Source organism: Streptomyces sp. NPDC047085 (assembly GCF_040643735.1).
Lineage (GTDB): Bacteria > Actinomycetota > Actinomycetes > Streptomycetales > Streptomycetaceae > Streptomyces.
Window position 1 is genome coordinate 187,360 of sequence record NZ_JBEYUW010000002.1, and the last position, 25,657, is coordinate 213,016.

8 protein-coding genes are annotated in these 25,657 nt (G+C 70.9%); 5 read left to right on the forward strand and 3 right to left on the reverse strand.

Annotation, left to right across the window (positions count from 1 at the left end):
* Positions 1 to 3: 3 nt before the first annotated feature.
* Positions 4 to 9,594, reverse strand: coding sequence for an HYD1 signature containing ADP-ribosyltransferase family protein (locus ABZ865_RS06625; RefSeq protein WP_361224923.1), 9,591 nt, complete (start codon positions 9,592 to 9,594; stop codon positions 4 to 6).
* Positions 9,595 to 10,061: 467 nt separating this feature from the next.
* On the opposite strand from ABZ865_RS06625, the gene ABZ865_RS06630 reads away from it, so the two are divergent.
* Positions 10,062 to 12,029, forward strand: coding sequence for a tachylectin-related carbohydrate-binding protein (locus ABZ865_RS06630; protein ID WP_361224926.1), 1,968 nt, complete (start codon positions 10,062 to 10,064; stop codon positions 12,027 to 12,029).
* Positions 12,030 to 12,335: 306 nt separating this feature from the next.
* A complete protein-coding gene (locus ABZ865_RS06635) occupies positions 12,336 to 15,713 on the forward strand; it encodes a sialidase family protein (RefSeq protein ID WP_361224929.1) in 3,378 nt (1,125 codons plus the stop codon).
* Between the two features lie 101 nt (positions 15,714 to 15,814).
* On the opposite strand, the gene ABZ865_RS06640 is transcribed toward ABZ865_RS06635, so the two are convergent.
* Positions 15,815 to 17,884: a SpoIIE family protein phosphatase gene (locus ABZ865_RS06640; protein WP_361224932.1), complete on the reverse strand. Its 2,070-nt coding sequence runs from the start codon at positions 17,882 to 17,884 to the stop codon at positions 15,815 to 15,817.
* A gap of 298 nt (positions 17,885 to 18,182) precedes the next feature.
* On the opposite strand from ABZ865_RS06640, the gene ABZ865_RS06645 reads away from it, so the two are divergent.
* Positions 18,183 to 20,894, forward strand: coding sequence for a SpoIIE family protein phosphatase (locus ABZ865_RS06645; protein ID WP_361224935.1), 2,712 nt, complete (start codon positions 18,183 to 18,185; stop codon positions 20,892 to 20,894).
* 370 nt (positions 20,895 to 21,264) lie between these two features.
* Entirely contained in the window at positions 21,265 to 22,272 is a 1,008-nt protein-coding gene (locus tag ABZ865_RS06650) for an extracellular solute-binding protein (RefSeq protein WP_361227171.1), read from the forward strand.
* A gap of 422 nt (positions 22,273 to 22,694) precedes the next feature.
* On the opposite strand, the gene ABZ865_RS06655 is transcribed toward ABZ865_RS06650, so the two are convergent.
* Positions 22,695 to 23,387 (reverse strand): GNAT family protein, encoded by a 693-nt coding sequence (locus tag ABZ865_RS06655; RefSeq protein ID WP_361224937.1) that lies wholly within the window; start codon positions 23,385 to 23,387, stop codon positions 22,695 to 22,697.
* 253 nt (positions 23,388 to 23,640) lie between these two features.
* On the opposite strand from ABZ865_RS06655, the gene ABZ865_RS06660 reads away from it, so the two are divergent.
* Positions 23,641 to 25,548, forward strand: a complete 1,908-nt coding sequence (locus tag ABZ865_RS06660) for an alkyl sulfatase dimerization domain-containing protein (protein ID WP_361224939.1) — start codon at positions 23,641 to 23,643, stop codon at positions 25,546 to 25,548.
* Positions 25,549 to 25,657 lie beyond the last annotated feature (109 nt).

Here is a 25,657-nt window from a genome sequence, read left to right on the forward strand (position 1 = left end):
CTGTCACCTTTTCACGCGGATGTTTTCGACGGGAAGATCACCATCTGCAACCCATTCGGTGATACCCATCGTCGAATTGTATCTGGAACTAACCCGGCCGGCCGGAACGTCGAACTCCAGTACATGATTTCCTCGGCCGCGCCCGATCCCCAGCGTGGCCTCCGCGTCACGCGGGCTCATCGGCTTTCCCTTGGCCGGAACGAGGAAGACCTTGTTCTGGTCACTCGCCCTGATGACCTTGCTCTGAACGATTCCCGCCTTGCCCCGCGAATTCGTGTAGTGCCGCATCCGGATCATCTCTACCGGTGCGTCATCGCCACCTGCAGGACAGTTGTGGACGAGGACCGGCGTGGCCCCGGCCGCCACATAGTACGTGTGGGCCGTGTCGACCGTCAGGTTGTAGACCGCGGCCTGCTGGGTCCAGGAGCTGACCGCTTCGATCTTGACGCGGGTGCCGGAGCCGGTGCGGAGCCATTCGCCGGGCTTCAGTTCGCCGGCCTTCAGCCACTTCTTGAGGTCCGGGACCCAGAAGGGGTGGCCCTCGGTCGCCGTGACGGTGTCGGTCGCGTGGCCCTTGTCGCCGTCCGTGTCGATCGTGAGCCTGACGAGGTGCTTCGTGCCCTTGCCCTCGATCGTGTCGGTGACCTTCTCCTTGGAGGTCTTGCCGGTCGTCGGGTCGGTGGCGAGGACCTCGTCGCCCTCCTCGACCTTCTCGATCGGTTTGCGGCTGCCGTCGGCCATCACGACTTCCGTACCGGGTACGAAGCTGTTGGCACTGGCGAGAGAGGCCACGTCCCTGGCGGTCGAGACGCATTCCGCCACCTCTTCGGCCTCGTTGAGGACCTTCTTGCCCTTCTCCGCCGCCTTCGCGATCTCGTCCGCGTACTTCGCCGCCTTCGCCGCCATCCGTCCGGCCTTCGCCGCCCGGACCGCCGCCGCGCCGGCGCCGCCGAGGACGATGCCGCCCACGGTCGCCGCCGCCCAGGCGCAGGACTCCATGTCGCCCGTGGTGACGCAGTTCTTGATGTCGTTGAAGCCGGTGACGTCGCCGACGATGTTGCCGACCGTCTTGACGTCGTCCCAGACCTCACCCCAGTCGACCGCGTCCGAGACGCTCTCCACGACGCTGCCGACCTGCTTGACGACCTCGTCGCGGATGCGGTCCGCGGCCTTGGCGGCATCGGCGACGACCTGGACCGCCGCGCCGACGATGATCGCCGGAAGGTTCGGGTCGGCCGTGACGATCGCCTTGCCCACGGCTATCAGGGGCTTGGTGGCCGCGATGATCGCCGGGATCGGGTTGTGCTGCGCCGCGAAGGAGGCCGCCTGTCTGGCCTTCTTCGTGATGTAGACCTTGGCCTGGTAGGCGGCCTGGGCGGCCTGTCTCGCCTTCTCACGGGCCCACTCGGTGAAGCCCGTCTTCTGGCCGACCCACTTGACGGCGTTGACGGTGGCGTCGACGACCGTCTTCAGACCCGACTTCTTGTAGACCCAGTTGGCGGCCTTGCCGACGTAGCTCAGCGCCAGCTTGAACGCCGCCATCGGGTTGTTCCACGCCCACTGCACGCCGTGCCAGACGGACTGGGCGGTCTTGGAGACCCAGTGCGCGCCCTGGCGGAGCTTCTTGCCCGTCCAGCTCACGGCCTTCTTGCACCAGCCGCAGCTCGGCCAGTGGCCGTCCGGGTCGCTGTAGTCCAGCGGGTCGCCGGCGCCGTAGGTGTAGCGGTTGGCCAGGATCGACGCGCCGGAGCTGTAGATGTACGAGTCCTGGGAGTCGAAGGTGCCGGTGCCCGGGTTGTACCAGCGGGCCTGCATGTCGACCTGGCGGGTGTCCGGGTCGGTCCAGTCGCCCTGGTACCCCGCGTTCCCGTCCACGTCGGCCGTGCCGAGCACCTGGCCGAACGGGTCGAAGGCCGTGGACTTGTCCAGGGCAGGGGCCGCGCCGTCCGACGCGGACATGCTGCCGACGACGTCGCCGTGCTTGTCCTCCACCGTCAGCCGGGCCGTACCACCTTTCTCGGCGACCGACAGGAGCTCGTCCTCCGCACCGCGGCCGTACGTGGAGGTCTGATCCCTCACCGGGTCGGGTGCGAAGCCTGCGTAGGAGAAGTCCACGCCGTTTCGGGCCGCTATGCGGTCCTGCGCGTCGTAGGTGTACTGCGTTCCGGACTCTCCCGCCTTCACCAGCCGGTCGAAGGCGTCGAAGGTGAAGTCCTCCTTCAGACCGGAACTGGTGCGGGACGCGAGCGTGCCGCGTGATGTGTAGTCGTAGGTGTAGTCGCCGTCGGACAGCAGCCGGTTGCGCTCGTCGAAGGTGGCGGTCTTGCTGCCGTTCTTCACGCGGTTGCCGCTGTCGTCCCAGCCGTACTCCGTCGTCGTGCCGTCGGCCGTCCAGGAGGTGAGGCGGCCGGCGTAGTCGTAGCCGTAGGTGTTGGTCCCGGCCTTGGCGGTGCCGGACGTGGTCTTGGACGTCAGCCGGTCGTCGGTGTCGTAGCCGTAGTCGGTCGACGCCATCGTCTGGCCGGCGCTGTTCTTCAGCGTGTCGGTGTCGAGCCGGCCCAGGTCGTCGTAGGTGAAGCTGCGGGACTGGCCCGCGCCGTAGTCCACCTTCTTGACCTGGCCCGCGCCGTCGTAGGTGTAGCTCTGCCGCACACCGGTGAGCGGGTCGGTCTCCGAGGTCAGCTGCTGCCTGGCGTAGCCGAAGCTCGCGGTGCCGGCCGCGTCGGTGCGGCTGGTGAGCAGCCCGTCGCTGTCGTACTGGTACGTGGCGTCGCCGGACGGGCCGGTCGCCTTCAGCAGTGCGCCCCGGTCGTTGTACTCGTAGGTGTTGTCGCCCTTCGGGGAGGACGCCGCGACCAGCCGGCCCGCCGGGTCGTACTGGAACCGCTTCTCGGGGGTCGCCACGTCGGCGCCCGTGCCGGTCTCACGGACCAGCTGCCCCGCCTTGTCGTACTCGCGCTCGCGGACCACGTTGCCCGGCGCGGTGAGCTTCACGGGCTCGCCGTCGGCGTTGTACGCGGTCGTCCAGGTGCGGGCCGCCTGGGACGGGTCCCGGGCGGTCGCCGGCTCGATCACCGACTCGGCGAGGCCGAGCGAGTTGACCGTGTAGATCGTCGAGTTGCCGCGGCCGTCCGTGTAGCGGGTGCGGTTGCCGAGCGCGTCGTAGCCGAAGGACGTGGTGATGGACTTGGTGTCGGAGACCGGCTCGGTCTGGCTGGTCAGCCGGTTGAGGGCGTCGTACGCGTACGTCGTCGTACGGTTCAGCGGGTTGGTCGACGTGACCAGGTTGCCCGCCTTGTCGTAGGTGTAACTGACCTTGCGCAGCTCGCTGTTGGACGGGTCCAGGTCCTGGTCCTGGACGAGCTGGCCGAGCTGGTCGTAGATCTTCGCCGAGGTGCGGCCCATGCCGTCCGTGTGGCGCACTTCGCGGCCCGAGGCGTCGTAGCCGAGCTGGGTGAGGGCGCCGCTCGGCTCCTGCTGCCGGGTCAGCTGGCTGAGGCTGTCGTAGGTGAACTGGCTGACGGCGCCGCTCGGCGAGGTCTGCTTCACCACGTTGCCCGCGTCGTCGTACTCGTTGCGGGTGGTGAAGGCGCCGGGCTGCGGCTTGCGCTCGATCTGGGTGGTGGTGACCGGGCGGTCCAGGTCGTCGTAGGTCGTCTCGGCGCGGGCGCCGTTCGGGTCCGTGACGGACAGCACCTCGCCGGTACGGGTGTAGGTGTACTTCCACTGGCCCCGGTCGTCGCCCGTGCCGACGGGCACGTCCTTCACGGTGAGCCGGTTCTGGCGGTCGTACTGGAACTTGGTCACGCGGCCGAGCGGGTCGGTGCTCTCGGTGAGGTTGCCGAGCGCGTCGTAGGTGTTGGTGACGGTCGGGGCGACGGTCTCGATGGAGCCCGGCGCCGTGTAGGCGGGCGAGCTCTCGGTGACGGCGCGGCCCAGCCGGTCGTAGGCGGTGCGGTTGACCTTCCCGAGCGCGTCGGCCGACTCCGTGACCGCGCCGAAGGTGTCGTACCCGGTGAAGGTGACGGGCCGGGTGGTGGCGGGCGTGCCGCCGCCGGACTCGGTCTGGACGGCGGGTGCGGTGACGGAGACCGGCCGGCCGAGCTCGTCGTAGCCGTACTCGGTCTTGTTGCCCGCCGGGTCCGTCTTGGAGGTGGTGAGCCCGCGGTCGTCGTAGGTGTAGTCGGTGGTGCGTGAGTCGGTGCCGTTCTCGACCGTCTCGTGGAGGACGTTGCCCGCGTCGTCGTACTCGTAGCGGACGGAGTCGCCGCTGACGCTCACCGGCCAGGGGACGTTGGAGGGGGAACCGCTGGAGGCCGTCGTCAGCACGTTGCCGGCGAGGTCGTAGGTGTACGTCGTACGCCGCGCGAGTCCGTCGGGGTCCATGACCTCGGACTTCACCCGGCCGACCGGGTCGTAGGTGTACGCCGTGACCAGCTTGCCGTTGGCGGTCGTCTCGGTCAGGACGTTGCCGGCGCCGTCGTAGGTGTCGGACTCCACGACGATGTCCCGCTTGGTCCCGTCGGGGTTGTGGAAGTCCTTGAGCGTGATCGACTTGACCAGGTCGTCGCCGTAGTACTGGTACATCAGCGAGCGGCCCATCGAGTCCGTGTGCCGGACGAGCCGGCCGCCCATGTCGTAGGCGTACGACTGCAGGACGGTGTAGCTGTCGTCGCCGCCGTCGTCGTCCCAGTCGCGCAGCCGGGTCTCGGCCATCATGTTGCGCGCGGTGTAGACGTAGTCGAAGTGGTTGCCGTTGGCATCCACCTCCGACGTCTTGTTGCCGAAAGCGTCGTAGGTGTACGAGGTCTCGTTGCCCTCGGCGTCGGTGACCAGCTCCGGGCGGCCGTGGTCGTCGAGGCCGAAGGTCATCACCCGCGCGGCGTCGCCGCCCAGCAGGTCGCTGATCTCGGTGCGCACCACGTTGCCGTCGGCGTCGTAGTCCGTGGTGGTCCGCTGCTGGTGCCTGCCCGAGGTGACGGCGTTGGTCGTCGGCGGGTCGGTCAGGGTGTGGACCCGGGAGAGTTTGTCGTAGGTGAAGGTGGACGTCGTGCCGGCGGGCTGGGCGTCGGTGACGACGGTCTCGGAGAGCTTGCGGCCCAGCGCGTCGTAGGTGTACTTGGTGACGCTGCCGGACGGCTCGGTCACCCAGGCCAGGTCGCCGTTCTTGTAGTACTGGTAGCGGGTGATCTTCCCCCGCGGGTCGGCGGTGGTGAGCGGCAGGCCGGTGGGCGTGTTGCCGCCGCCGATGGCCGGTTCGGCGCCGGTCGTGTACGTGTTCCTGGCCGTGCCGCCGTCGGGCGCCGTCTGGGTGAGCAGCGCACCGCTGGTGTTGTACGTGTACTTGGTGAGATAGCGGTTGTCGGTGGGGCCGGCCGAGCGGCCGTCGCGGGTCTCGGACGGCTGGTCGGCGCGCAGGTCGAAGTCGCCGGTCGCCGTCGGGTAGGTGGTGTACGACGTCTGGCAGTCGCCGGCCGAACGGCAGGTGGTCCGGCTGGTCACGTTGCCGCGGTCGTCGTAGCCGAGGGTGACCTTGTCGCCGTTCTCGCTGGTGATCCCGGTCTGGAAGCCGTTGTCGTCGTACTCGAAGGAGCGGATGGCCACACCGTCGACCGGGTACCGGATGAAGTCCGGCCCGTCGCCGCCGTTACCGGGCGGATCGGTGCAGAAGGCCGGGTCGCCCGGGTCGGGCTGGGTGCAGACCTGGCCGGGGTCGGTCGGCGACGGGGACGGGGACGCGGTGACGGACTCGCGGGCGCCCAGCGCCATCGGCTCGCCGTAGCGCAGCAGCCGCGAGGACAGTCCGTCGTACTCGTAGAAGTACGGGGCGTCCATCGGGTCGCGCACCTCGACGGTGCGGCGCAGGTCCTTGTCGTTGCCGAAGACCGCGGGCGTGCCGACCTCCCAGGTGCCGCCGTTGCGGTCGGTGTATTCCTGGACGCGGTCGCGGGTGGTGTCGTACTGGACCTCGGAGGCGATGCGGCCGCTGGGCAGCGTCGTCCTGGTCAGGACGTCGGCGGTGCGGCCGGCCTCGCGGTAGTGGGCGGCGACGGCCGCGGTGCCCAGCGGGTGGTGGTAGACGGCGACGTCGTCGATGGTGCCCGCGAAGGACTTGGCGGCGGTGGAGCCCCAGCCCGGCCAGGAGGCGGGGGTGGTGGCGTAGGCGGCGCCGATCTGGTTGTAGGTGAGGCTGGTCTGCAGCGGCTGCTTGCCCGTGCTGGTCCCCGAGAGCTTGCCGTCCAGGTAGAGGCTCTGGGTGGAGCCGGACATCGACAGCACGGCGTGGTGCCACTGGCCGTCGTTGACGTTCTTGGTGCTGTCGGTGATCGGCCCGGCCGTGCCGGTCCAGAACTGGCCGCGGAGCTTTCCGTCGGTGCCGACGTACAGCATCGGGACACCGGTGCCGGGCGTGGTGCCCCAGGCCTTGTCCTGGTAGCCGACGAGCGGGCCGCCGACGCCGCCCGCGATGGTCTTGAACCACGCCTCCACCGCTTCGTCACGGCTCTTCTTGAGCGTGCCGGCGGGCAGGTCGACGCGTGAGGTGGTGCCGTTGAAGGACGCGGCGGTGCCGGGGTCGCCGCTGATGGCACCGGCGGCCTTCAGGGTGACGTTCTGGTAGGTGCCGCGGTCCTTGCCGAGGTTGGCCTCGTTGGCGCTGTTCGCCGCGGTGCCCTCCTCCTCGCCCAGGCGCCAGTAGGACTCGGGGCGGGAGTCGAGCACGGTGGTGGCGTAGTGGCTGCCGGTGCCGTAGCTGTACTGGGTGCAGCCGTTGAGCGGGTCGCAGACCGAGTTCAGCAGATCGCCGGTGTAGCTGTACGTCCAGGCCAGCGGGGCGCCGTCGACGGCGGTCGTCTGGACCTTGGTGACGTGCGCGCCGGTCCAGGTGAACGTCAGCGAGCGGGAGGTGCGGTTGTTCGTCGCGGTCGCGAGCTTGCCGGCGCTGTAGGTGTAGGTGACCGAGTTGGAGTACGCGTCGGTGATCTTGGCCAGCAGACCGGTCGTGCTGAAGTCGTACGTCGTACCGGACTTGTCCTGCAGCCTGTAGGTGCCGGCCGTGGAGTCGAAGGTCAGCTTGGCGAAGCGGCCGGGGGGCGGGGCGTACGTCCCGTCCGCGTTCTTGCCGAAGCGGACGTCCTGGCCGTCGGGGTAGCGGATGACGACGTTGCCGCTGCCGTCGTCGTCCGGCGTGAGCCGCATGTCGAAGCGGGTCGTCCAGCCGGCGCCGAAGGCGAGGTCACGCCGCGGGTCGAGGCTGTTGTACGTACGGATGAGCGTCAGGTCGGGACCGACGCCGGCGAGGGACGCGTCGGTCGCGCTGGAGGTGAAGTTGCCGACGTTCGGGTCGAACTCCTTGCCCTGCGCGCCGGAGAGCCGCGAGGTGATCTCGGGCTGCGGAACGGCGGCCACCAGGGCCACCTGCGCGGTGGGGACCTCGTTGGACGCGTCCTTGACGAAGCCGCGCCACAGATAGGTCTTGCCCCACTTCAGCCGGCCGGACGGGACCGGATAGGCCGAGCTCGTCTGGTAGGCCGAGGTGGTGCAGGCGGTCGGCTTGCCGTCCTTGTCGGCCTCGCAGATCTCGAACTTGTACTGGAGCGAGGAGCCGGGGGGCGCGTCGATGTCGACGCCCGCCGCCCACAGCTGCGGGGCCAGGGTCTGGGCCTGGTAGCCGTTGGGCGGGAATTGTTCCTTGACCACCGGCGCGATGTCGAAGACCTGGATGGTCAGGCGGCCCGGCGGCACCTGCTCGTCCGTGAAGACCTTGCCGCCCTGGCGCACCATCGTGAAGTCGAGCATGTAGACGCCCGGCGGGAGTGCCTTGATGGTGGCGTCGACCGTCACCTTGGCGCCATGGGCCACGTTGCCGGTGAGGCTGCCCGCACGCTGCTGCGTGACCAGCTTGCCCTTCTTGTCGTAGGCGCGGTAGGCGAGGTAGTAGGTGGACGGCGTCCAGGTCTCGGCGCCCTTGTTGGTGACGGTGACCTTGACCTGTCCGGCCTGGTTCTGCAGCACCGGCGGGTCGGGGACGGGCTTGGGGAAGCTGTAGGACGCGTTGTACGGGGAGTGGGTGACGAACAGCTTTGGGGGGTTGGCCGTGGCGTGGCCGGTGAACTTCTTGAACGCGAGCGAGTCGGTGGCCGAGGCCCGCAGCGACAGACCGTAGTTGGCCTGGGTGCCGTTGACCCAGCGCTGGACCAGGTCGCGGCCGCCCTTGCCGAGGTCGAAGAGCTCACCGGAGGTGGGGCAGGCCGACTTCGACTGGCCGAAGCCGATGTAGCCGTAGGCGAAGGACTTCGACGCGAGGGCGCCGCCGACCGAGGGGCCCGGGTAGGCGGTGCCGGTGCCGGCGGTCCACGACTCGGTCACGGGGTGGACGGAGACGGAACGCGGCTTGCAGGAGGCCGACTCGAAGTTCACGACCTGGAGCTGCGCACCGAAGATCTGGTGGTACCTGAGCTCCTCGTCGAGTCCGGGGAAGCCGAGGTAGGCGGCGGAGGCGCCGTCCGGTCCCTTGCCGACCTGCAGTTCGCTGGAGCCGACGACGGAACCGCCGCTGCGGACCGTCATGGAGGTGGAGGCGGACGTGGTGTCGACGGAGGGGTCGATGCGGACGGGGTAGGCACGGGCCGGGTCGGCGAGCCACTTCCGGTCGGCGGTCACCTTCAGCGCCTGGCCGCCGTCCTGCTGCCGGACGAGTTCGTACGTCACGGCGTGCGAGACGGACCGGTCGGCGTCCTCCATGAACCCGGCCGGGACGACGGCCCGGGTGCGGCCGTCGGCGTCGGTCAGCAGAATCGATCCACCGTCGGCCTTGGCGGTGAGGCCCTCGAGATGGAGCGGGAAGAGGAAGCTGTTCGGGGCGGCGGCGGACTTCAGGACCAGGGTCTCCTTGGCCCCGCCGGCCTGCGAGTCCAGCCAGAGGTCGGTGTGCGGGAGCACCTGCCCGTAGCTGACGCGGGCGCCGTCCGCGCTGCCCGCCACGGAGGCGGCGCCGCTCAGCCCGTACCCGAAGGACTCACCGGAGGGCAGCGTGACGGAGGAGAGCTCACCGGCGTCGGCCCGGCCGGCGAAGCGGACGGCCACGGAGTCGGCGGTGTTGGACCAGCCGTCGGCGTCCTCGACGAGGGAGCTGTCGATGCTCCGCCAGACGCCGCGGGCGTCACGGTAGTTGAGGGGGCTCGTGGATATCTCGGTGGTGCGGGTGCCGTCCTCGTTGGCGTACGTACGGCTGCGGGCGTCGCGCTCCGAGACGATTTCCTTGCTCGTCCCGCGGTCGAAGCCCTTGACCTTCGCGGGGGCCGGGGTGGTGACCTCGACGACGTTCTTCCGCACCGCGGGCCGTGCGGCGGGCGGGCTCTTCAGCGGGTACTTGGCCCGCAGGGACCGCGGCACGTCGTTGTTGCGCCTGCCACCCGCGAAGTGGCTCAGCCCCTCGGCACTGCCCCAGCGCTGGCCGGGGCCCTTGGCGGCGGCCGGCTCCCCGGGGAAGAGGAGGATCCCGACGCCCGCGACGGCGAGCGAGCCGACGGCGATGACGGTGGCCACGGCGAGCGCGATGGCCTTGCCCCAGCGTGAACGCAGAAACCTTGGCATCAGTAACGTGCGCGCGAGCGTCCGGTACGCCGTCACGGCTCCCCCACAGAACGAACGAATGGTCACAGGGAGCGTGCAGGACCACCATCATCATGTCGACTACATGACAAGACCATTCATCTCGGCGTGATCATTACGTGATCATCACCTCGGGAAGCGAGACGTGATTTTCCTAGGGCGCTCGCCGGTAACGCCGCTTCAGGTCATTGACGTGCGCCGGGAGTCGGCATGGATTCCCCCTGGGGTGTCATTCAGCGGCAATTCGGCCCGAGTTCATGCGACATTCATCTGACGCCTCAGGAGGCACCGAACCGCCCCCAGGCCGGTCAATTCCTTGATGTCCCGTCAACTGCTCTCGGCACGTGGCCGGTTGAGGTCATCCGTTCACCTTCAAGATCCTTATTGGAGATCTTTGTTCACCTTTCTGAAAGGGCAGCGTTCACCATCGGACTCTTAACGTCCATGTCATGAACAGGATTTCACCGCGCGCACTCATCTCCGCCACTGCTCTGGCCGCGGCCCTGGCGACCGCCCTTCCGCTCACCGGCGTACTGCCCTCCGCTCCCGCGGCGGCCGCCGTGTCGCTGACCTGTGGCTCCGGCGGGGCCACCTACACCCTGGACTCCGCGGGCAAGCTCAGCAGAACCGACATGCCGGATCCGGCGGTCGGCAACGCCCTGCCCGCGGTCAGCACCATCGACACCACCTGGACCGGCTACGGTCATATGCTCGCCGGCCCTGGTGCCACCTTCTACGGCATCAAGTCGGACGGGCTGTACTACAGCCACCGGATCAGCTCCAGCAACACCTGGGACGTCCACCACCGGAAGATCAGCACCGGTTTCACCCAGTTCAGGGCCGCCGATCGGATCGACGACATCACCATCGACCGCGGCGGCTACATATGGACGCTCTCCGGCGCCACCAACGACCTGCGCTGGTACCGCTACGACGCGACCGCCAACGACTTCGTCGAGGGCAGCGGCAAGATCGTCGACATGGGCTGGAACTACGACGCCATCTACGCGGGCGACCGCGGCGTCATCTACGGCCGCGACGCGACCGACGGCAAGCTCTACCGCTCGCGCTACGACTACACCAGCCAGCGCTGGATCGAACGCCATGTGCTGGAGTCCGCCGCCGACTGGAGCGACACCAAGTTCATGTCGTCGTACGGCGGTGACACGCTGTTCCGCGTCAAGGGCGGCGGCGCGGTCACGTACTACCGCTTCGACGAGGACATCCGCGACTGGCCCGTCTACAACAAGCAGGTCGAGGCGTCCGGCTGGGCCGGCTACGTCTCGGTCTCGGCGGGGCCCGACATCTGCAAGCTCAACGTCAACCACACGCCCGCGGCGACGCCCGTCCCGCTGGAGTCGTACACCCCCAACTCCGTGATGCAGGCGTCCGACGGCAAGCTGGAGCTCGCCTACACCGACAACATCGGCCGCCTGGTCCACGGCCGCACCGACCCGGCCGACATCAACGGCGCCCAGTGGACGGTGATCTCCGGCCAGGAGGCCTTCACCGGCCGGCCCTCGCTCTCCGCGCACACCGACGGCCGCGTCGTCGTCACCGCCCACAACACCTCCGGCAGCGTCTGGCAGCGCAACCAGACCGCCGTGGGCTCCGCCGACTGGGGCAACTGGATCGATCTGGCCGGCGCCATGGAGCAGCACGCCGTCACCGGCAAGACCCCCAGCGGGCTCATGACCCAGTTCGCCCTCGACGCGGACGGCAAGCCCTGGTACCGCATCCAGCAGCGCGCCAACGTCGACTTCATGGGCTGGATGCCCCTCTCCGGGAGCGACTTCACGGGCCCCCTCACCGCCGTCACCGTGCGCGACGGCATCCAGCTCTTCGGCAGGAAGGCCGACGGCACCCTCTCCACCGCCCTCTTCAAGGAGGGTGGCACGCTCTCGGCATGGACCGGCATGGGCACCCAGGCCATCACCGGCACGCCGTCCGTCATCGTCTACCCCGGCTACCGCATGCGCGTCTTCGCCACGGACGCGAGCGGCAACGTGGTCACCAGCGGCCAGTCCGCCGAGGGCGGGGCCTACGGCGCCTGGGAGACCGTCGCCGGCGTCACCGCGCAGGGCTCCCCCAGCGCCGTGATCTCCCCGCTGACCGGCCTCACCGAGGTCGTCGTCCGCGGCACCGACGGCTGCGTCCACAACACCGGCGAGACCGCCCAGGGCAGCGGTGCCTGGCGCGCCTGGCAGCAGGTGAGCTCCGAAGCGTCGGCCACCGAGCCGACCGCCTTCACCTACACCAGCCCCACCGGTCCGACCTGGGCCTACACCTTCCGTACCGCCGACAACCAGACCCGCATCTACCAGGTCCAGCAGACCTCCTCGCTCAGCGCGATGCGCGCCGCGGCCGACGCGCCGGACTTCCACGGCAGCAAGCTGACCGCCCCGCCGGCCAAGTGATCAGACCGTAGCGGATGCCGCGGCGGCCCGACGGCCGTCACGCCCCGCCCTCACCGCCGCCCGCTCCGCCCCGCTTCCCTCCGTCCTGTCGGCACGGGGGCGGGGCAGGCCGGGCGGCGGTCTGCCTACGGCCAGGTGGTCACCTCGGGTCCTCACCCGCCGGCCTTCACCCGTGGGTCCTCATCCGCCGGTCCTCACCTGCGGGTCCTCACCCGCCGGTCCTCACCCGCGAGTCCTCACCCGCGAGTCCTCACCCGCGGGTCCTCACACGTGGGTCCTCACCGCACCAGAAAGGTCTGCACCGCCGTGTCCCGGCTGCGCATACGCGCCCTCGGCGCCGCCCTTGTCACCCTGCCCCTGATCCTCCTCGGAGCCGTCGCTCCGCCCGCCGCCGCCGGCGGTGTACAGCCGTCGTCCGACGGCCTCATCGGGACCGAACAGATCCTGTTCCGCTCCGGAACCGCCGGATACGGCTGCTTCCGCATACCCACGATCGTCCGTACGAAGGCGGGCACCCTGCTCGCCTTCGCCGAGGCCCGCCGCTCGCCCTCGTGCGGCGACCGGGGTGCCATCGACATCGTCGTCCGCCGCTCCACGAACGGCGGCCGCACCTGGGGCCCCGTCCGCGTGGCGCTCGCCGGCAGCGACACCGACCCGGAGACGCCCTACACGCGCGGCAACCCCTCCCCCGTCGCCGACCTGCGCACCGGCGAGGTCCATCTGCTCTCCACGTCGGAACCGGCCGAGCCGGGCGGCAAACGGCTGCCGCGGATCCAGCACAGCACGGACGACGGGCTGACCTTCGGCCCGCCGGAGCCGCTGCCGCGGCTGTCGAACCCCCAGGACGGCTGGTTCGGCACCGGCCCCTCGCACGGCATTCAGCTCCAGCGCGGCGACAAGGCGGGCCGGCTGGTGGTGGGGGCGTACGAGTCCCCTCCGCAGCCCGGTCAGGATCCCCAGCTCGTCGGTGTGCTCTACAGCGACAACGGCCACGACTGGTTCCCGAGCGCCACGGCCGACTCCTTCGGGCCGGGGATGCTTCCGGGTGAGCCCACGGTCGCCGAACTCGACAACGGGGACGTCTACATCGGCGCCCGCAACAACAACGGTGCCTCGTCCGGTCACCGTACGCACGCCGTCAGCACCGACTCGGGCGCGACCGTGCCCGCGCAGCAGGTCGTGCCGTCGCTGACCACGCCCGAGGTGCAGGCGTCGGTCCTGGCGCTGGAGCGGACGTACCAGGCGAGGCCCGGTGACACTCTCGTCCTCTCGGCGCCCTCGCACCCGACGGACCGCCAGAACATGCGGATCCGCTACTCCACGGACCGTGGCACCACCTGGCACGACGCCGCACAGATCAACGCCAAGCGGGCCGGGTACTCGGACCTGGCCGAGCTGGCCGACGGCGAGATCGGCCTGGTCTACGAGGGCGGCGACGGCTTCTCCGCGGCCAACATCTACTTCAACCGCTTCACCCCGGCGGCGGCCGGCGTGCCGGGCACCTTCACCGGCGCGGTGCATCCAGGGGCCTCCCGGGCCGCGGGCCGCACCACCCCTGACACGACACCGGACGCCGACGACGCCTATCTCGCCGGAGGTTCGGCGCTCGGAACCGGTCGTTGGGGCCAGGGTCTGACCCTCGACGCCACCGGTGAGTACGCCGACGTGCCGTACGCGCCGGGAATCGACCCGGGCGACGGCGACTTCACCTACTCGCTGTTCTTCAGGTACAAGGCGCAGCCCGGCGAGACCCAGCAACGGGTGCTGATGTGGGCCTACGGGTACGGTGCGACGAAACCGCAGGTATGGGTGCGCGCCCAGCCCGGCCAGAACCGGCTCTACGCCTGGGTGCAGGGCACCGGCGGTACCGCCTCCGTCGCACTGACCGACCCCGGCCCGTCGACCGCCTTCGGCGACGACGCCTGGCACCATCTGGCGCTGGTGCGCAGCGGCGGACGGATCACGCTCTCGGTGGACGGCACGTCCTCGGCGCAGGCCACCGGGGTGGCCGGATCGGTCAGCGCCGACCGCGTCGACGGTGTCGACGGGATCCGGCTCGGGGCCAAACCCGACACCGCGGCCGGTGACCCCTTCAGCGGCGTCCTGGACGAGTTCCGCGTGTACCGCGGCGCACTGACGGATGCCCAGCTCGCCGAGTTGCGAACGGCGAACGCGGCCGCTTCCGCGGACGGTTCGCTCGGTGTGCGGCTGCCGTTCCAGGTGGTCGACACGGCCGACGTGCCCGCGCTGACCTCGGTCGCGATCGAGGACGACGTCTCGGGGCACTGCGCCGACGGCACCCTTCTCGGCGGCGTGCCCGGTGAGGTGGCCGGCCGGGTCGGCAAGGGCGCGATCACCGTCTCGGCGTCCCGGCCCGGCGTCGAGGTCCCCTATCTGCCGGCCCTCGACGTCGGTTCGGGCGACTTCACCTACACCCTGTGGTTCCGGCACACCCTGACCGAGTCCGACGCGAACGCCGCGCTGCTGTGGGCCTACGGCTCGGTCCCCGGCGAGCCCTCGCTGTGGGTGCGCGCGCAGCCGTCCCAGCGGCGGCTGCTCGCCTGGGCCGAGACGCCCGCCGGTGCGGTGCAGGTGGCGTTGACCGACCCCGGCCCGTCGGCCGCCTTCGGGGACGGCGCCTGGCACCTGCTCGCGGTCAGCCGGAGCGGCGGCACGCTGCGGCTGAGCGTGGACGGCACCACGGCCGCCGAGACGACCGGGCTGTCCGGCGCCCTCACCTCGACGGCGACACCGGAGGGGCTGAGGGTCGGCTCCAAGCCGGGCACCCTCGACGTGTTCACCGGCACCTTGGACGAGGCCCGGCTCTACAAGCGGGCGCTCACGACGGACGAGCTGACGAGGGTCGCGCAGTCCGCCGTCGGTTCCACGGGCGGCTACCCGGCCGACAGGCCCGCCCTGTCGTGGTCCATGGAGAACGACCACACCGAGGCCCACCAGGTGGTCAGACCGGCCGCGGGCCCGGCGACCCCGGACTCGTCGGTGCACTGCGACCACGCCTTCGTACGGGGCGGAGCCGTGCCCACGGCCTCGGCGGGCGGCGGCCGGTTCGGCGCCGGGCTCGCCCTGGACGGCACGGACGACTCCGTCGAGGTGCCGTACGGCGCGGACGTGGCCCTCGGCTCCCGTGACTTCACGGTGGCGACCTGGATGCGGTACACGGCGAGCCAGACGAGCGCCAACCAGGTCGTCTTCTGGGCGTACGGCGTCGGCGGCGCCGAACGGCAGTTGTGGCTGCGGGCCCAGCCGGGCCAGGACCGGCTCGCCGCCGTGCTGCAGACGAACACGGCCACCACCACCGTCTACGTCGCCGACGGCAGCGCGGCCTACGCCTTCGGCGACGGCGCCTGGCACCATGTGGTGCTCCAGCGCACAGGCGGAAGGCTGAGCCTGTCGGTGGACGGTGGCGCGCGCGGCGAGGCCACGGCTCCGGCCGGCTCGGTGACGTACGAGGACGGCTTCGCCGTGCTCGGTCTCCATCTGGGGGCCAGGCCGGACGGCTACGACCGGTTCAAGGGCTCCCTGGACGAGTTCCGCCTGGTGCGGCGCGCGCTGACGGCGGATGAACTGACCGCCCTGCGCACGTCCAACGCGGACACCGGGACGGCCACCACCGTCCGGCTCCCGTTCGAGACGCTGTCGCCTCAGCCGTACGCCCGGATGTGAGCCGGATCCGCCGGACGTTCCCAGGACATGCGCGACAGCCCCCGCTGTCGGTCCCGGCGCGCTGACCGCCGCGGTGACGGCGTGATCCTCGATGGGATCGCTCAGGACCGGACCCGGGCGATGAGCAGCGCCACGTCGTCCTCGCCCCCGGGTGAGCGCAGGATCTCCAGGATGCGGTCGCAGGTGCCCTCCAGATCGTGGCCGCGGGTCGCGGTGAGGGCGTCAAGGAGGACGTCCAGGCGGGCGTCGATGGGTTCGCTCCGGGTCTCGACCAAGCCGTCGGTGTAGAGGACCAGTTCGTCGCCGGGGTTCAGGGTGATCGTGGCGGCCTCGAAGGGCACTCCGCCGACGCCCAGGGGCGCGCCGGTGGGGAGGTCGAGAAGCCGTGCCGGGTGGCCGCGTCGCAGCAGGGCGGGGGGCAGGTGACCGGCGAGGCAGATCTCGCACGTGCCCCGGTGCGGGTCGTAGACGCAGTAGATGCAGGTGGTGATGGTCTGCTCGACTCCTTCGGTCAGGTGGTCCAGGTGATGGAGGGCCTCGGCGGGGGCGAGGGAGAGTTCGGCGAAGGCACGGGCGGCACTGCGGAGTTGCCCCATGGTGGCGGCGGCTTCGATGCCGCTGCCCATGACGTCCCCGACGACCAGGGCGGTTCTGTCGCCCTGGAGAGGTATCGCGTCGTACCAGTCGCCGCCGATCTCGCTCGTGGCGCCGGCGGGCTGGTAGCGGCAGGCGACGTCCAGGCCGGGCAGGTGCGACGGGCGCTCCGGGAGCAGACTGCGCTGGAGGGTGAGGGCCGCCTGGCGCTGGGCCTGGTAGCCGCGGGCGTTGTCGATGCAGACCGCGGCCCGGGCGGCCAGCTCCCCCGCGAGGATCGCGTCGTCGTCGTCGAAGGGCGCGGGGTTCCGGGTGCGTGCGAGGTCGAGGGCGCCCAGGACCTCGCCCCGGGCCAGGAGCGGTACGGCCAGGTAGGAGTGCACGCCGGCCGCCGCGAGGAGGGCGGCGGCCTCGCCGTGCCGGGCGATGCGCTCCAGGTCCTGACGGGTGGTGTGGGGCACCAGTACCGGTCGGCGGGTGCGCACGCACCGGGTGATCAGGCGGTCGCTGTCGTACGGAGCGAGTTCCCCCGGCGGATCGGCCGCGTGCACCGCCTCGGTGGGCTGGGCCGCGCTGACCGCGAGGGCGCGGAAGAGGGCGGGTCCCTCGTGCGGCGGGGTACGGCCGTCGAGGACGCTGTCGAGCACGTCCACGGCTGCCACGTCGGCCAGGACCGGGACGACGAGGTCGGCGAGCTCGCGCGCTGTCGTCTCCAGATCGAGGGTGGTACCCACGCAGGCGGAAGCCCTGGCGATCAGCGTCAGCCGTTGCCGGGCCTGTGCGGCCTCGGCGGCGGCTTGGTGACGCTCGGTGACGTCGATGACGGAGTAGGCCAGGCCCAGCACCCGTCCACCGGAATCCTCCAGCCGGTAGTACGAGACGGACCAGGCGTGCTCGTGGTCCGGGTCGTTGGGGGGACGGCAGACGATGTTCCGGTCCACGACCGACTCGCCCGTCTCCAGGACACGGCGCAGACGGGCCTCGGGGTCCGTGTCCAGGAAGGTCAGGATCTCGCGGACCGGCCGACCGAGACGCTCGGCGGCGGACTGGCCCGTGATGCGTTCGAGAGCGGGATTCATGGCCACGTACCGCAGCTCGGGATCGAGAATGGCCAGCCCGACCGGGGACTGGGACACCAGGCGCATGGCCAGGGCGGCATCCCGCTCGATCCGCTCCACAGCGGCCTGGTCCGCGACGAGGCCCAGGGCGTAGACGTCGCCGAGGTCGTCCAGCAGCCGCATGTTGCGGAACTCCACCAGGCGGGTGCTGCCGTCCTTGTGCCGGATCGGGAACGCCCCCGCCCAGTCGGTGCCGGATTCCATGACCTCGGCGAACAGCTTGATCACCGCGTCCCGGTGCTCCTCGTGGACCGTCAGCCGGGCCGCGTTCCGGCCCAGCGCCTCCGCCGCGGTGTAGCCGAACAGGTCCTCGGCCTTCGGGCTCCAGAAGACCACCTGGCCCTGCGCGTTCAGCACCACGGCAGCGACGCTGAGCAGATCGAACAGGCCACTGGGCGGCGCGGCGAACCCCGCCACCGACCGGCTGTGGCCTGCTCGGGAGGAGTCCGTCGTACCCATGCCTCATTGTCCTTCCCGCTCGGCACCCCGGCTCCTGCCGTACCGGCGGGTGTGCTGCCTTCATCCATGGTCGGCCGGACCTGGGTGACACACACCTGGACCGACCGCTGGCCGAACCGGTCCGTCCCGGTCGATGCGTGGTCGGCCGCCCAGAAACGGTGGAAAACGATAGAAAGGGGATATGAGCGGAGCTTCGGGTCACTCCGGGCGTGATGCGCCTGATGCGTCCGTGCGGACTCATCGGCCCGGTCCGCCCCGTCAGGCGGAAGAGACACGGCGGTCGGGCTCGCTGCTGGGCGTGCACAGCCTCGCGGGCCAGGTCTTCCTGCTCCAGCTGGCCGTGGTGCTGCTGCTCGCCGCCGCCGCTCTGGTGGCACTCGTGGTGCAGGCTCAGCGAGACGTGATGGCGGACGCCCGGCACCGGACGCTCGCCACGGCGCAGACGTTCGCGCACTCCCCGGGGATCGTGGCGGCACTGGACAGCGCGGACCCGGCCGCCGCACTGCAGCCGCACGCCGAGGCGGCCCGGAAGGCCGCGGGCGTCGACGCCATCATCGTGTACAGGCTGAACGGGATCACCCTCACCCACAGTGACCCGCGGCAGATCGGCAGACGCGTCATCGGGCCCTACGCGGCGCCGGCGACCGGCAGACCGTTCACGAGCACGTTCAAGGGCTCACTGGGGCTCTCCGTGATCTCGGCGGTTCCCGTCAAGGGTCCCGACGGCTCGGTCGTCGCCGTCGTCTCCGTGCCCGTCACGGTCGAGCGGGTGCGACACAAGGTGAACCAGCAGCTGCCGGTCCTCTTCGGCGGCACCGCCGCGGCCCTGGTGGTCGCCGCGGGCGGGTCGGGACTGGTGAGCCGGCGGCTGCGGCGGCAGACCCACGGCCTGGGGCCGACCGAGATGACCCGGATGTACGAGCACCACGACGCGGTGCTGCACGCGGTGCGGGAGGGCGTGCTGATCGTCGGCGACGACGGCCGGCTGCTGCTGGCCAACGACGAGGCACGACGGCTGCTGAACCTGCCGGCGGACGCGGAACGACGGCCCGTCACCGAACTGGGGCTGGACGAGGACCTCGCCGGACTGCTGACCTCCGACCGCCCCGCCACCGACGAGGTGTACCTGGCGGCCGACCGGCTGCTCGCGGTCAGCAAGCGGCTCACCGCACCGCACGGACTGACCGGCAGCGTGGTCACGCTCCGGGACACCACCGAGCTGCGGGCCCTCGCCGGCCTCGCGGAGGTGGCGCGCGAACGGTTGCAGTCGCTCTACGACGCCGGAGTGCGGATCGGCGCCACGCTCGATGTGAGGCGCACGGCCGAGGAGCTGGCCGAGGTGGCGGTGGCCCGGTTCGCCGACATCGCCACCGTCGACCTGCTGGACCAGGTCCTGCGCGGCGACGAGACCTCCGGGGCGCCCGCCGGGATCACCGAGCTGCGCCGCTGCGCCGTCGCGGGTCTCGACGCGGGCCATCCCCTCCACCCCGTCCACGAGCTGATCCGGTTCGTCCCGGCGCACCCCGTCTCCACGGCGATGGTCGAGGGCCGCCCGGTCCTGGTCGACCTGAACGCCTCCGACGTCTGGCGGGACGTACAGCCCGAACGTGCCCGGCGGATCCTCGATCACGGCATCCACTCCCTGCTCGTGGTGCCCCTCCGCGCCCGCGGCGTGGTGCTGGGCGTGGTGGACTTCTGGCGCGCCCAGGGCTCCCCGCCGTTCGAGGACGAGGACGCGTCGTTCGCCGAGGAGCTGGCCGCCCGGGCAGCGGTGTGCATCGACAACGCCCGCCGGTACACCCGCGAACACGCCATGGCCGTCGCCCTGCAGCACAGCCTGCTGCCCCGCGCGCTGCCCGAGCAGTCCGCCCTGGACGTGGCCTACCGCTATCTGCCGGCCCAGTCCGGAGTGGGCGGGGACTGGTTCGATGTCATCCCGCTGTCCGGTACCCGGGTGGCGCTGGTCGTGGGGGATGTCGTCGGCCACGGTCTGCACGCCGCGGCGACGATGGGCCGGCTGCGCACCGCCGTGCACAACTTCGCCGGCCTGGACATGCCGGTGGAGGAGCTACTGGGCCGGATGGACGAGCTGGTGGCGCAGATCGATGCCGAGGAGGCCACCGCGGCGAAGCACGGGCAGGGGATGATCACCGGAGCGACCTGCCTGTACGCCGTCTACGACCCCACCTCCGGGCGGCTGACCGTCGCCACCGCCGGCCACCCGGGACCGGCACTGGTCCGGCCCGACGGGACCGTCTACTTCCCTCGGCTGCCCGTCTCCCCGCCACTGGGACTCGGCGCCGGCCTGCCCGTCGAGACCGCCGAGCTCACGGTGCCCGAGGGGTCCCGGCTGGTGCTCTACACCGACGGGCTGATCGAGGACCGCACCCGGGACCTGGACGCCGGCCTGGAGGCCCTGCACGAGGCTCTGACCGGGCCTGGCCGCACGCCGGAGGCCACCTGCGTGGCGGTGACGGCGGCCATGCTGTCCGACCAGCCCCGGGACGACATCGCGCTGCTGGTGGCCCGCACGCGCCGGCTCGGACCGGATCAGGTCGCCGAGTGGGAGGTGCCCCGTGACCCGGCGGCGGTGGCCCCCGTGCGCTCCGCCTGCGCCCGCCGGCTGGCGGAGTGGGGGCTGGAGCAGGTCGCGTTCACCGCCGAACTCATCCTCAGCGAGCTGATCACCAACGCCGTCCGCTACGGAGCCGAGCCCATCACGGTGCGGATGCTGCGCACGCGGCCTCCCGGCAGTCCCGATGCGGGCACTCTGATCTTCGAGGTCGCGGACGGCAGCAGCACCTCACCGCGGCTGCGCCGGGCGAAGGTCACCGACGAGGGCGGCCGCGGCCTGTTCCTGGTCGCCCGCTTCTCCGAACGCTGGGGGACCCGCTACACACCCACCGGCAAGGTCATCTGGGCCGAACGGCCCCTGCCCCACGGCGCCGCGCCGGAGGGCGAGGATCTCGGCGAGATCCTGCTTGCCGAGTGGGACGACAGCGCGCTGTGAGGTGCGCCGGGAGAAGCCGGGGGGTGCCGGGGCGAGGACGATGATCGCGGGCGTCCCGGACGACGTTCCGCCCTCCGGGCCCCCGGGTACTCTGGCCTTGGTGGCCACTTGGTCGGCGCCGTGGAGCCGGGGAGGCGCAAGGCGCAGCGGGAGGCCCGCCGCCCGCGGTTCCGGTCCCAGGGGCACCGCCGACAGCGGGTCGAGGCGACCACCTCGCCCCCCAGGTCCGGGAGCAGCCGTGACTACACCGTGTGCCCGAGCAGCGGCGGGCTTCGGCTGCTTCGCTCTTGTGGCACTCAGCCTGAGCGCCTGCGGGAACACACCGAACGCCGGCCCCGCACCGCCGTCGTCTGCCACGTCCGCCGAGAGCATGGGCGGCATGCGCGCGCTGATCGCGGCGGCGAAACGGGAGGGCGCGCTCACGACGATGGCGCTGCCGCAGGACTGGGCCAACTACGGCGGCCTGATCAGCGGCTTCGAGAAGAAGTACGGGATCACGGTCACGGTCGAGGAGCCGCTGGGGCACAGCGAGGACGAGATCGACGCCCTGAGGAACAGGGGGAACGGGCCGAGCGCGCCCGACGTGATCGACGTGGGCGACACGTTCGCGCGGAAGGCGGCGGCGCAGAACCTTCTCGCGCCGTACAAGGTGGCCGCCTACGATGCGATCCCCGACCATCAGAAGGATGCGAAGGCCCGCTGGTCCAACAACTACGGGGGCTACATCTCCATCGGCTGCGACGCCAACCGGGTCGGGGCCTGTCCGGAGACCTTCGCCGATCTGCTGAAGCCCGGCGCCACGGGCAAGGTCGCACTCGAAGGCGACCCGCCCCGGTCGGCCACGGCCTTCGCCAGTGTCTACGCGGCCGCGCTGGCGAACAACGGGTCGTTCGACAACGTCCAGCCCGGTCTCGACTTCTTCGCCGAGCTCAAGAACCGCGGCAACTTCAACCCTGTCCACTCCACCTCGGCGACGGTCGCGAGCGGCCGGACCCCCATCAGCATCAACTGGGACTACATCAACCTCCATTACGCCGAGGAACTCCGCGACAAGGGCGTGAACTGGCAGGTCTCGATCCCCTTCGACGGCACCTTCGCCCAGTACTACGCGCTGGCGGTCAACAAGAACGCCCCGCACCCGGCGACGGCCCGCCTGTGGCAGGAGTACCTCTTCAGCCCGGAGGGCCAGAACCTCCGGCTGCGCACGTACGCCCGCCCGGTACTCATGGACGCCATGCGCCAGGACGGCACCCTCGACAAGACCGCCGCCGCCCGACTGCCGACGGTCGAGGGAACACCACAGTTCCCGACGGACGCACAACTGGAGCAGGCGAAGGCAACAGTCACCCAAGGCTGGCCGAAGGCCGTCTCCGGCTAAGCCTGGTGAGACCAGCGATTGAACGGATCCACAGCCCTGAATTCCCGCATACCGATGAACCGACATCCGCCGGTCGCCTTGTGCACCGAGATGGCGGGCGGCCCATAGAGGGCGTATCTGTCATCCCCTGTGGCGATGTATTCGAGATCGAGTATCTCGTACAGCTTGGGAGGGAGCAGCGTCTTCTGTGGAGCAAGCCCGAAGGAGTCGCAGGATACGGATGTGCGCGATGCGTGCCGCGTGCAGGGCTGGCCAAGTCCGACCGCGTCGAGTACTGACGGGGCGCTGGGCTGGTCCTCTGCCTCGGCGCCGCACGGGTGAACACGGCTCCGCCCCGGTTCCTCCCCGTCCCGGAGATCGCCTTGCCGGCGATCAACGGGCGGGGCGGGCGCCGGGGCGGGCCGCGTCAGGTACCGGCCGCGTCAGGTGCAGGCGGCGTCCGGGGCGCGGTCCAGCACCGCGGGTGACACCGTCCCGGCCATGCGCAGCTGGATGAGGTCACGGACGGTGGGCCACTCCTCGTCGAGGATCGAGTAGAACGCAGTGCTGCGGACCACGCCGTCCAGGCCGCGCGAGTGGGCTCGGCGGATGCCCTCGCAGGTGGCGCCCAGCCGCTCGATGGCGGCTCGGGAGCGCAGATTGCGGGCGTCGGCGCGGAAGGAGATCCGGCGGACACCCCAGGTCTCGAAGGCATGGCGCAACATCAACAGCTTCGCCTCGGTGTTGATGCCGGTTCCCTGGGCACGGGGCGAGAGCCACGTGTTGCCGATCTCGGCGGCGTCCGGCACCGCGGTCGCCGGATCGCCGTACGGGACGCCGGGAACCGAGGGCCAGACCATCGGGCCCTGCCAGTAGTCCAGCTCCTGGAAGCGCGTGGCGCCCACCACCCGCCCGTCCACGGCATTGATCACCGCGAAGGGCAGGATCCGGCCCACCGCCTGTTCACCGAGCGCACGCTCGATGTAGCCGTGGGCACCCTCCACGCCGTGGGGGACGGGGGTGAAGGCGTAGGTCGTACGGTCCTCGCCCGCGGCTTCGGCCAGGGCCTCGGCGTGGTGGGGGGCGAGGGGCTCCAGCCGCGTCTTGCGGCCGACGAGGAAAACGGGTGCGGGCAAGGGCCTTCGGTCCTTCGTGAATGGGGGTGGCCCGCCATCGACGCCCAATGCGATGGCGGTGGTTCAGCATGCGGCCCGGGCGGGTTTCCGTGGGGAAAGAAGCAGTAAAGAAATTCGGACAATCAGGTGACTTGGACCTCGTTCGTCCGGATGGCGCACACCCGGTCGTGCGAGTGCCCGGCCGGAGGGACGGTGGCGGTGGCCCGCGCGCCCATGAGCAGCCGCTTCACCCTCGTCCCGTGGGGAGCTCGACATGCCTGAGAACACCGAAGCCAAGCCCGCCCAGCCGGGGATCACGGCGGCGAACGAGGCGGTACGGCGGCGGTTCGCCTTCGACGACGCCCAGGACCTGGAGGACGCGCGCCGCGGCTTCATGGGCACCGCGCGGGAGAGCGTGATCCGCGACGCCGAGGGGCGCGCCGTGTGGGACCTGGACGCCTACGGATTCCTGAACCAGGACTGCCCGGACACGGCCAACCCCAGCCTGTGGCGGCAGAGCCGGCTCTGCTCCGATCACGGCCTGTTCGAGGTGGTCGAGGGCATCTACCAGGTGCGCGGCTTCGACCTGTCGAACATGACGATCGTCGAGGGCGGCCACGGCATCCTCGTCATCGACCCGCTGATCTCTGCCGAGACCGCCGCCGCGGGCCTCGCCCTGTACCGCGGCCACCGCGGGGACCGGCCCGTGACCGGTGTGCTCTACACGCACAGCCATGTCGATCACTTCGGCGGCGTGCGGGGGGTCGTCACCGACGAGGACGTCGCCGGCGGCGTTGCGGTGATCGCCCCGCACGGTTTCCTGAAGCACGCCGTCAGCGAGAACGTCTACGCCGGTACGGCCATGAGCCGCCGGGCCGCCTACATGTACGGCGCCGCGCTGCCGAAGGGCGAGCGCGGGCAGATCGGCGCCGGTCTGGGGCAGACGACCTCGACCGGCGCGGTCGGCCTGATCGCGCCGACGCTGGACATCATCCGCACCGGGCAGACCGAGACCGTCGACGGCATCCGGATGGTCTTCCAGCTCACCCCGGGCACCGAGGCGCCCGCGGAGCTGAACATCCACTTCGCCGACCACGCGGCGCTGTGCATGGCCGAGAACGCCACCCACAACCTGCACAACCTGCTCACCCTGCGCGGCGCCGAGGTCCGCGACCCCCGGGTGTGGGCCGGCTACCTCACGGAGGCGATCGGACTGTTCGCCGACTCCAGCGACGTGGCCTTCGCCTCGCACCACTGGCCGGTCCGGGGCCGCGAGCGGGTCGTCGCGTTCCTGACCGAGCAGCGCGACCTGTACGCGTACCTCCACGACCAGACCCTGCGCCTGATCAACCAGGGCCTGACCGCGCTGGAGATCGCCGAACGGATGGAGCTGCCCCCGGCGCTGGAGCGGGCCTGGCACACCCACGGCTACTACGGCTCGGTCAGCCACAACACCAAGGCGATCTACCAGCGGTACCTGGGCTGGTTCGACGGCAACCCGGCGCACCTGTGGGAGCATCCGCCGGCCGAGTCCGCGCGGCGGTACGTGGATTTCATGGGCGGCGCCGACGAGGTCCTGCGCCGGGCCCGCGAGTCGTTCGCCGACGGCGACTTCCGCTGGGTGGCGCAGGTCGTCGGCCATGTGGTGTTCGCCGACCCGGACAACGCCGAGGCCCGGGCGCTGCAGGCCGACGCCCTGGAGCAGCTCGGCTACGGCAGCGAGAACGGCACCTGGCGCAACTTCTTCCTCATGGGGGCGTACGAACTGCGGCACGGCTCGGTCGGCACGCCCACCGTGACGGCCTCACCCGATGTGCTGGACGCGTTGACACTGGACCAGCTCTTCGACGCGCTCGCCATCCGGGTGGACGGTCCGCGCAGCTGGGACGCGGACATCACGGTCCGCTGGAACCTGACCGACGGGGAGCCCGTCACGATGCGATTGCGCAACGGCGTCCTCACCCATGTCACCGACACCGGGGCCGGTCGCGAACGGGCCGCACCGGACGTCGAGTTCACCCTCGCCGAGAGCGATCTGCGGGCCGTGCTGCTCGGCGCCGTCGCCCCGGCCGACCTGACGGCGCGCCCCGACGTCCAGGTCAGCGGCGACGCGGGCAAGCTGGCCGAACTCCTCGGCCACCTCGACGAACCGGACCCCGACTTCGCGATCGTCACGCCCTGAACGCGCGGGCGGCACGCCCGGCCGCATCTGTAGCCCGAAGAGCCCAGTAAACGTTGCATCACCCGTCCGGCGGACCCGGCGTGCAGCTGATTGCCGCGCCCGGGACCCT

Coding starts and splice junctions, on each gene's coding strand:
- ABZ865_RS06625 (WP_361224923.1), bottom strand. CDS start 9,594: ATGCCAAGGTTTCTGCGTTCACGCTGGGGCAAGGCCATCGCGCTCGCC.
- ABZ865_RS06630 (WP_361224926.1), top strand. CDS start 10,062: ATGAACAGGATTTCACCGCGCGCACTCATCTCCGCCACTGCTCTGGCC.
- ABZ865_RS06640 (WP_361224932.1), bottom strand. CDS start 17,884: ATGGGTACGACGGACTCCTCCCGAGCAGGCCACAGCCGGTCGGTGGCG.
- ABZ865_RS06650 (WP_361227171.1), top strand. CDS start 21,265: ATGGGCGGCATGCGCGCGCTGATCGCGGCGGCGAAACGGGAGGGCGCG.
- ABZ865_RS06660 (WP_361224939.1), top strand. CDS start 23,641: ATGCCTGAGAACACCGAAGCCAAGCCCGCCCAGCCGGGGATCACGGCG.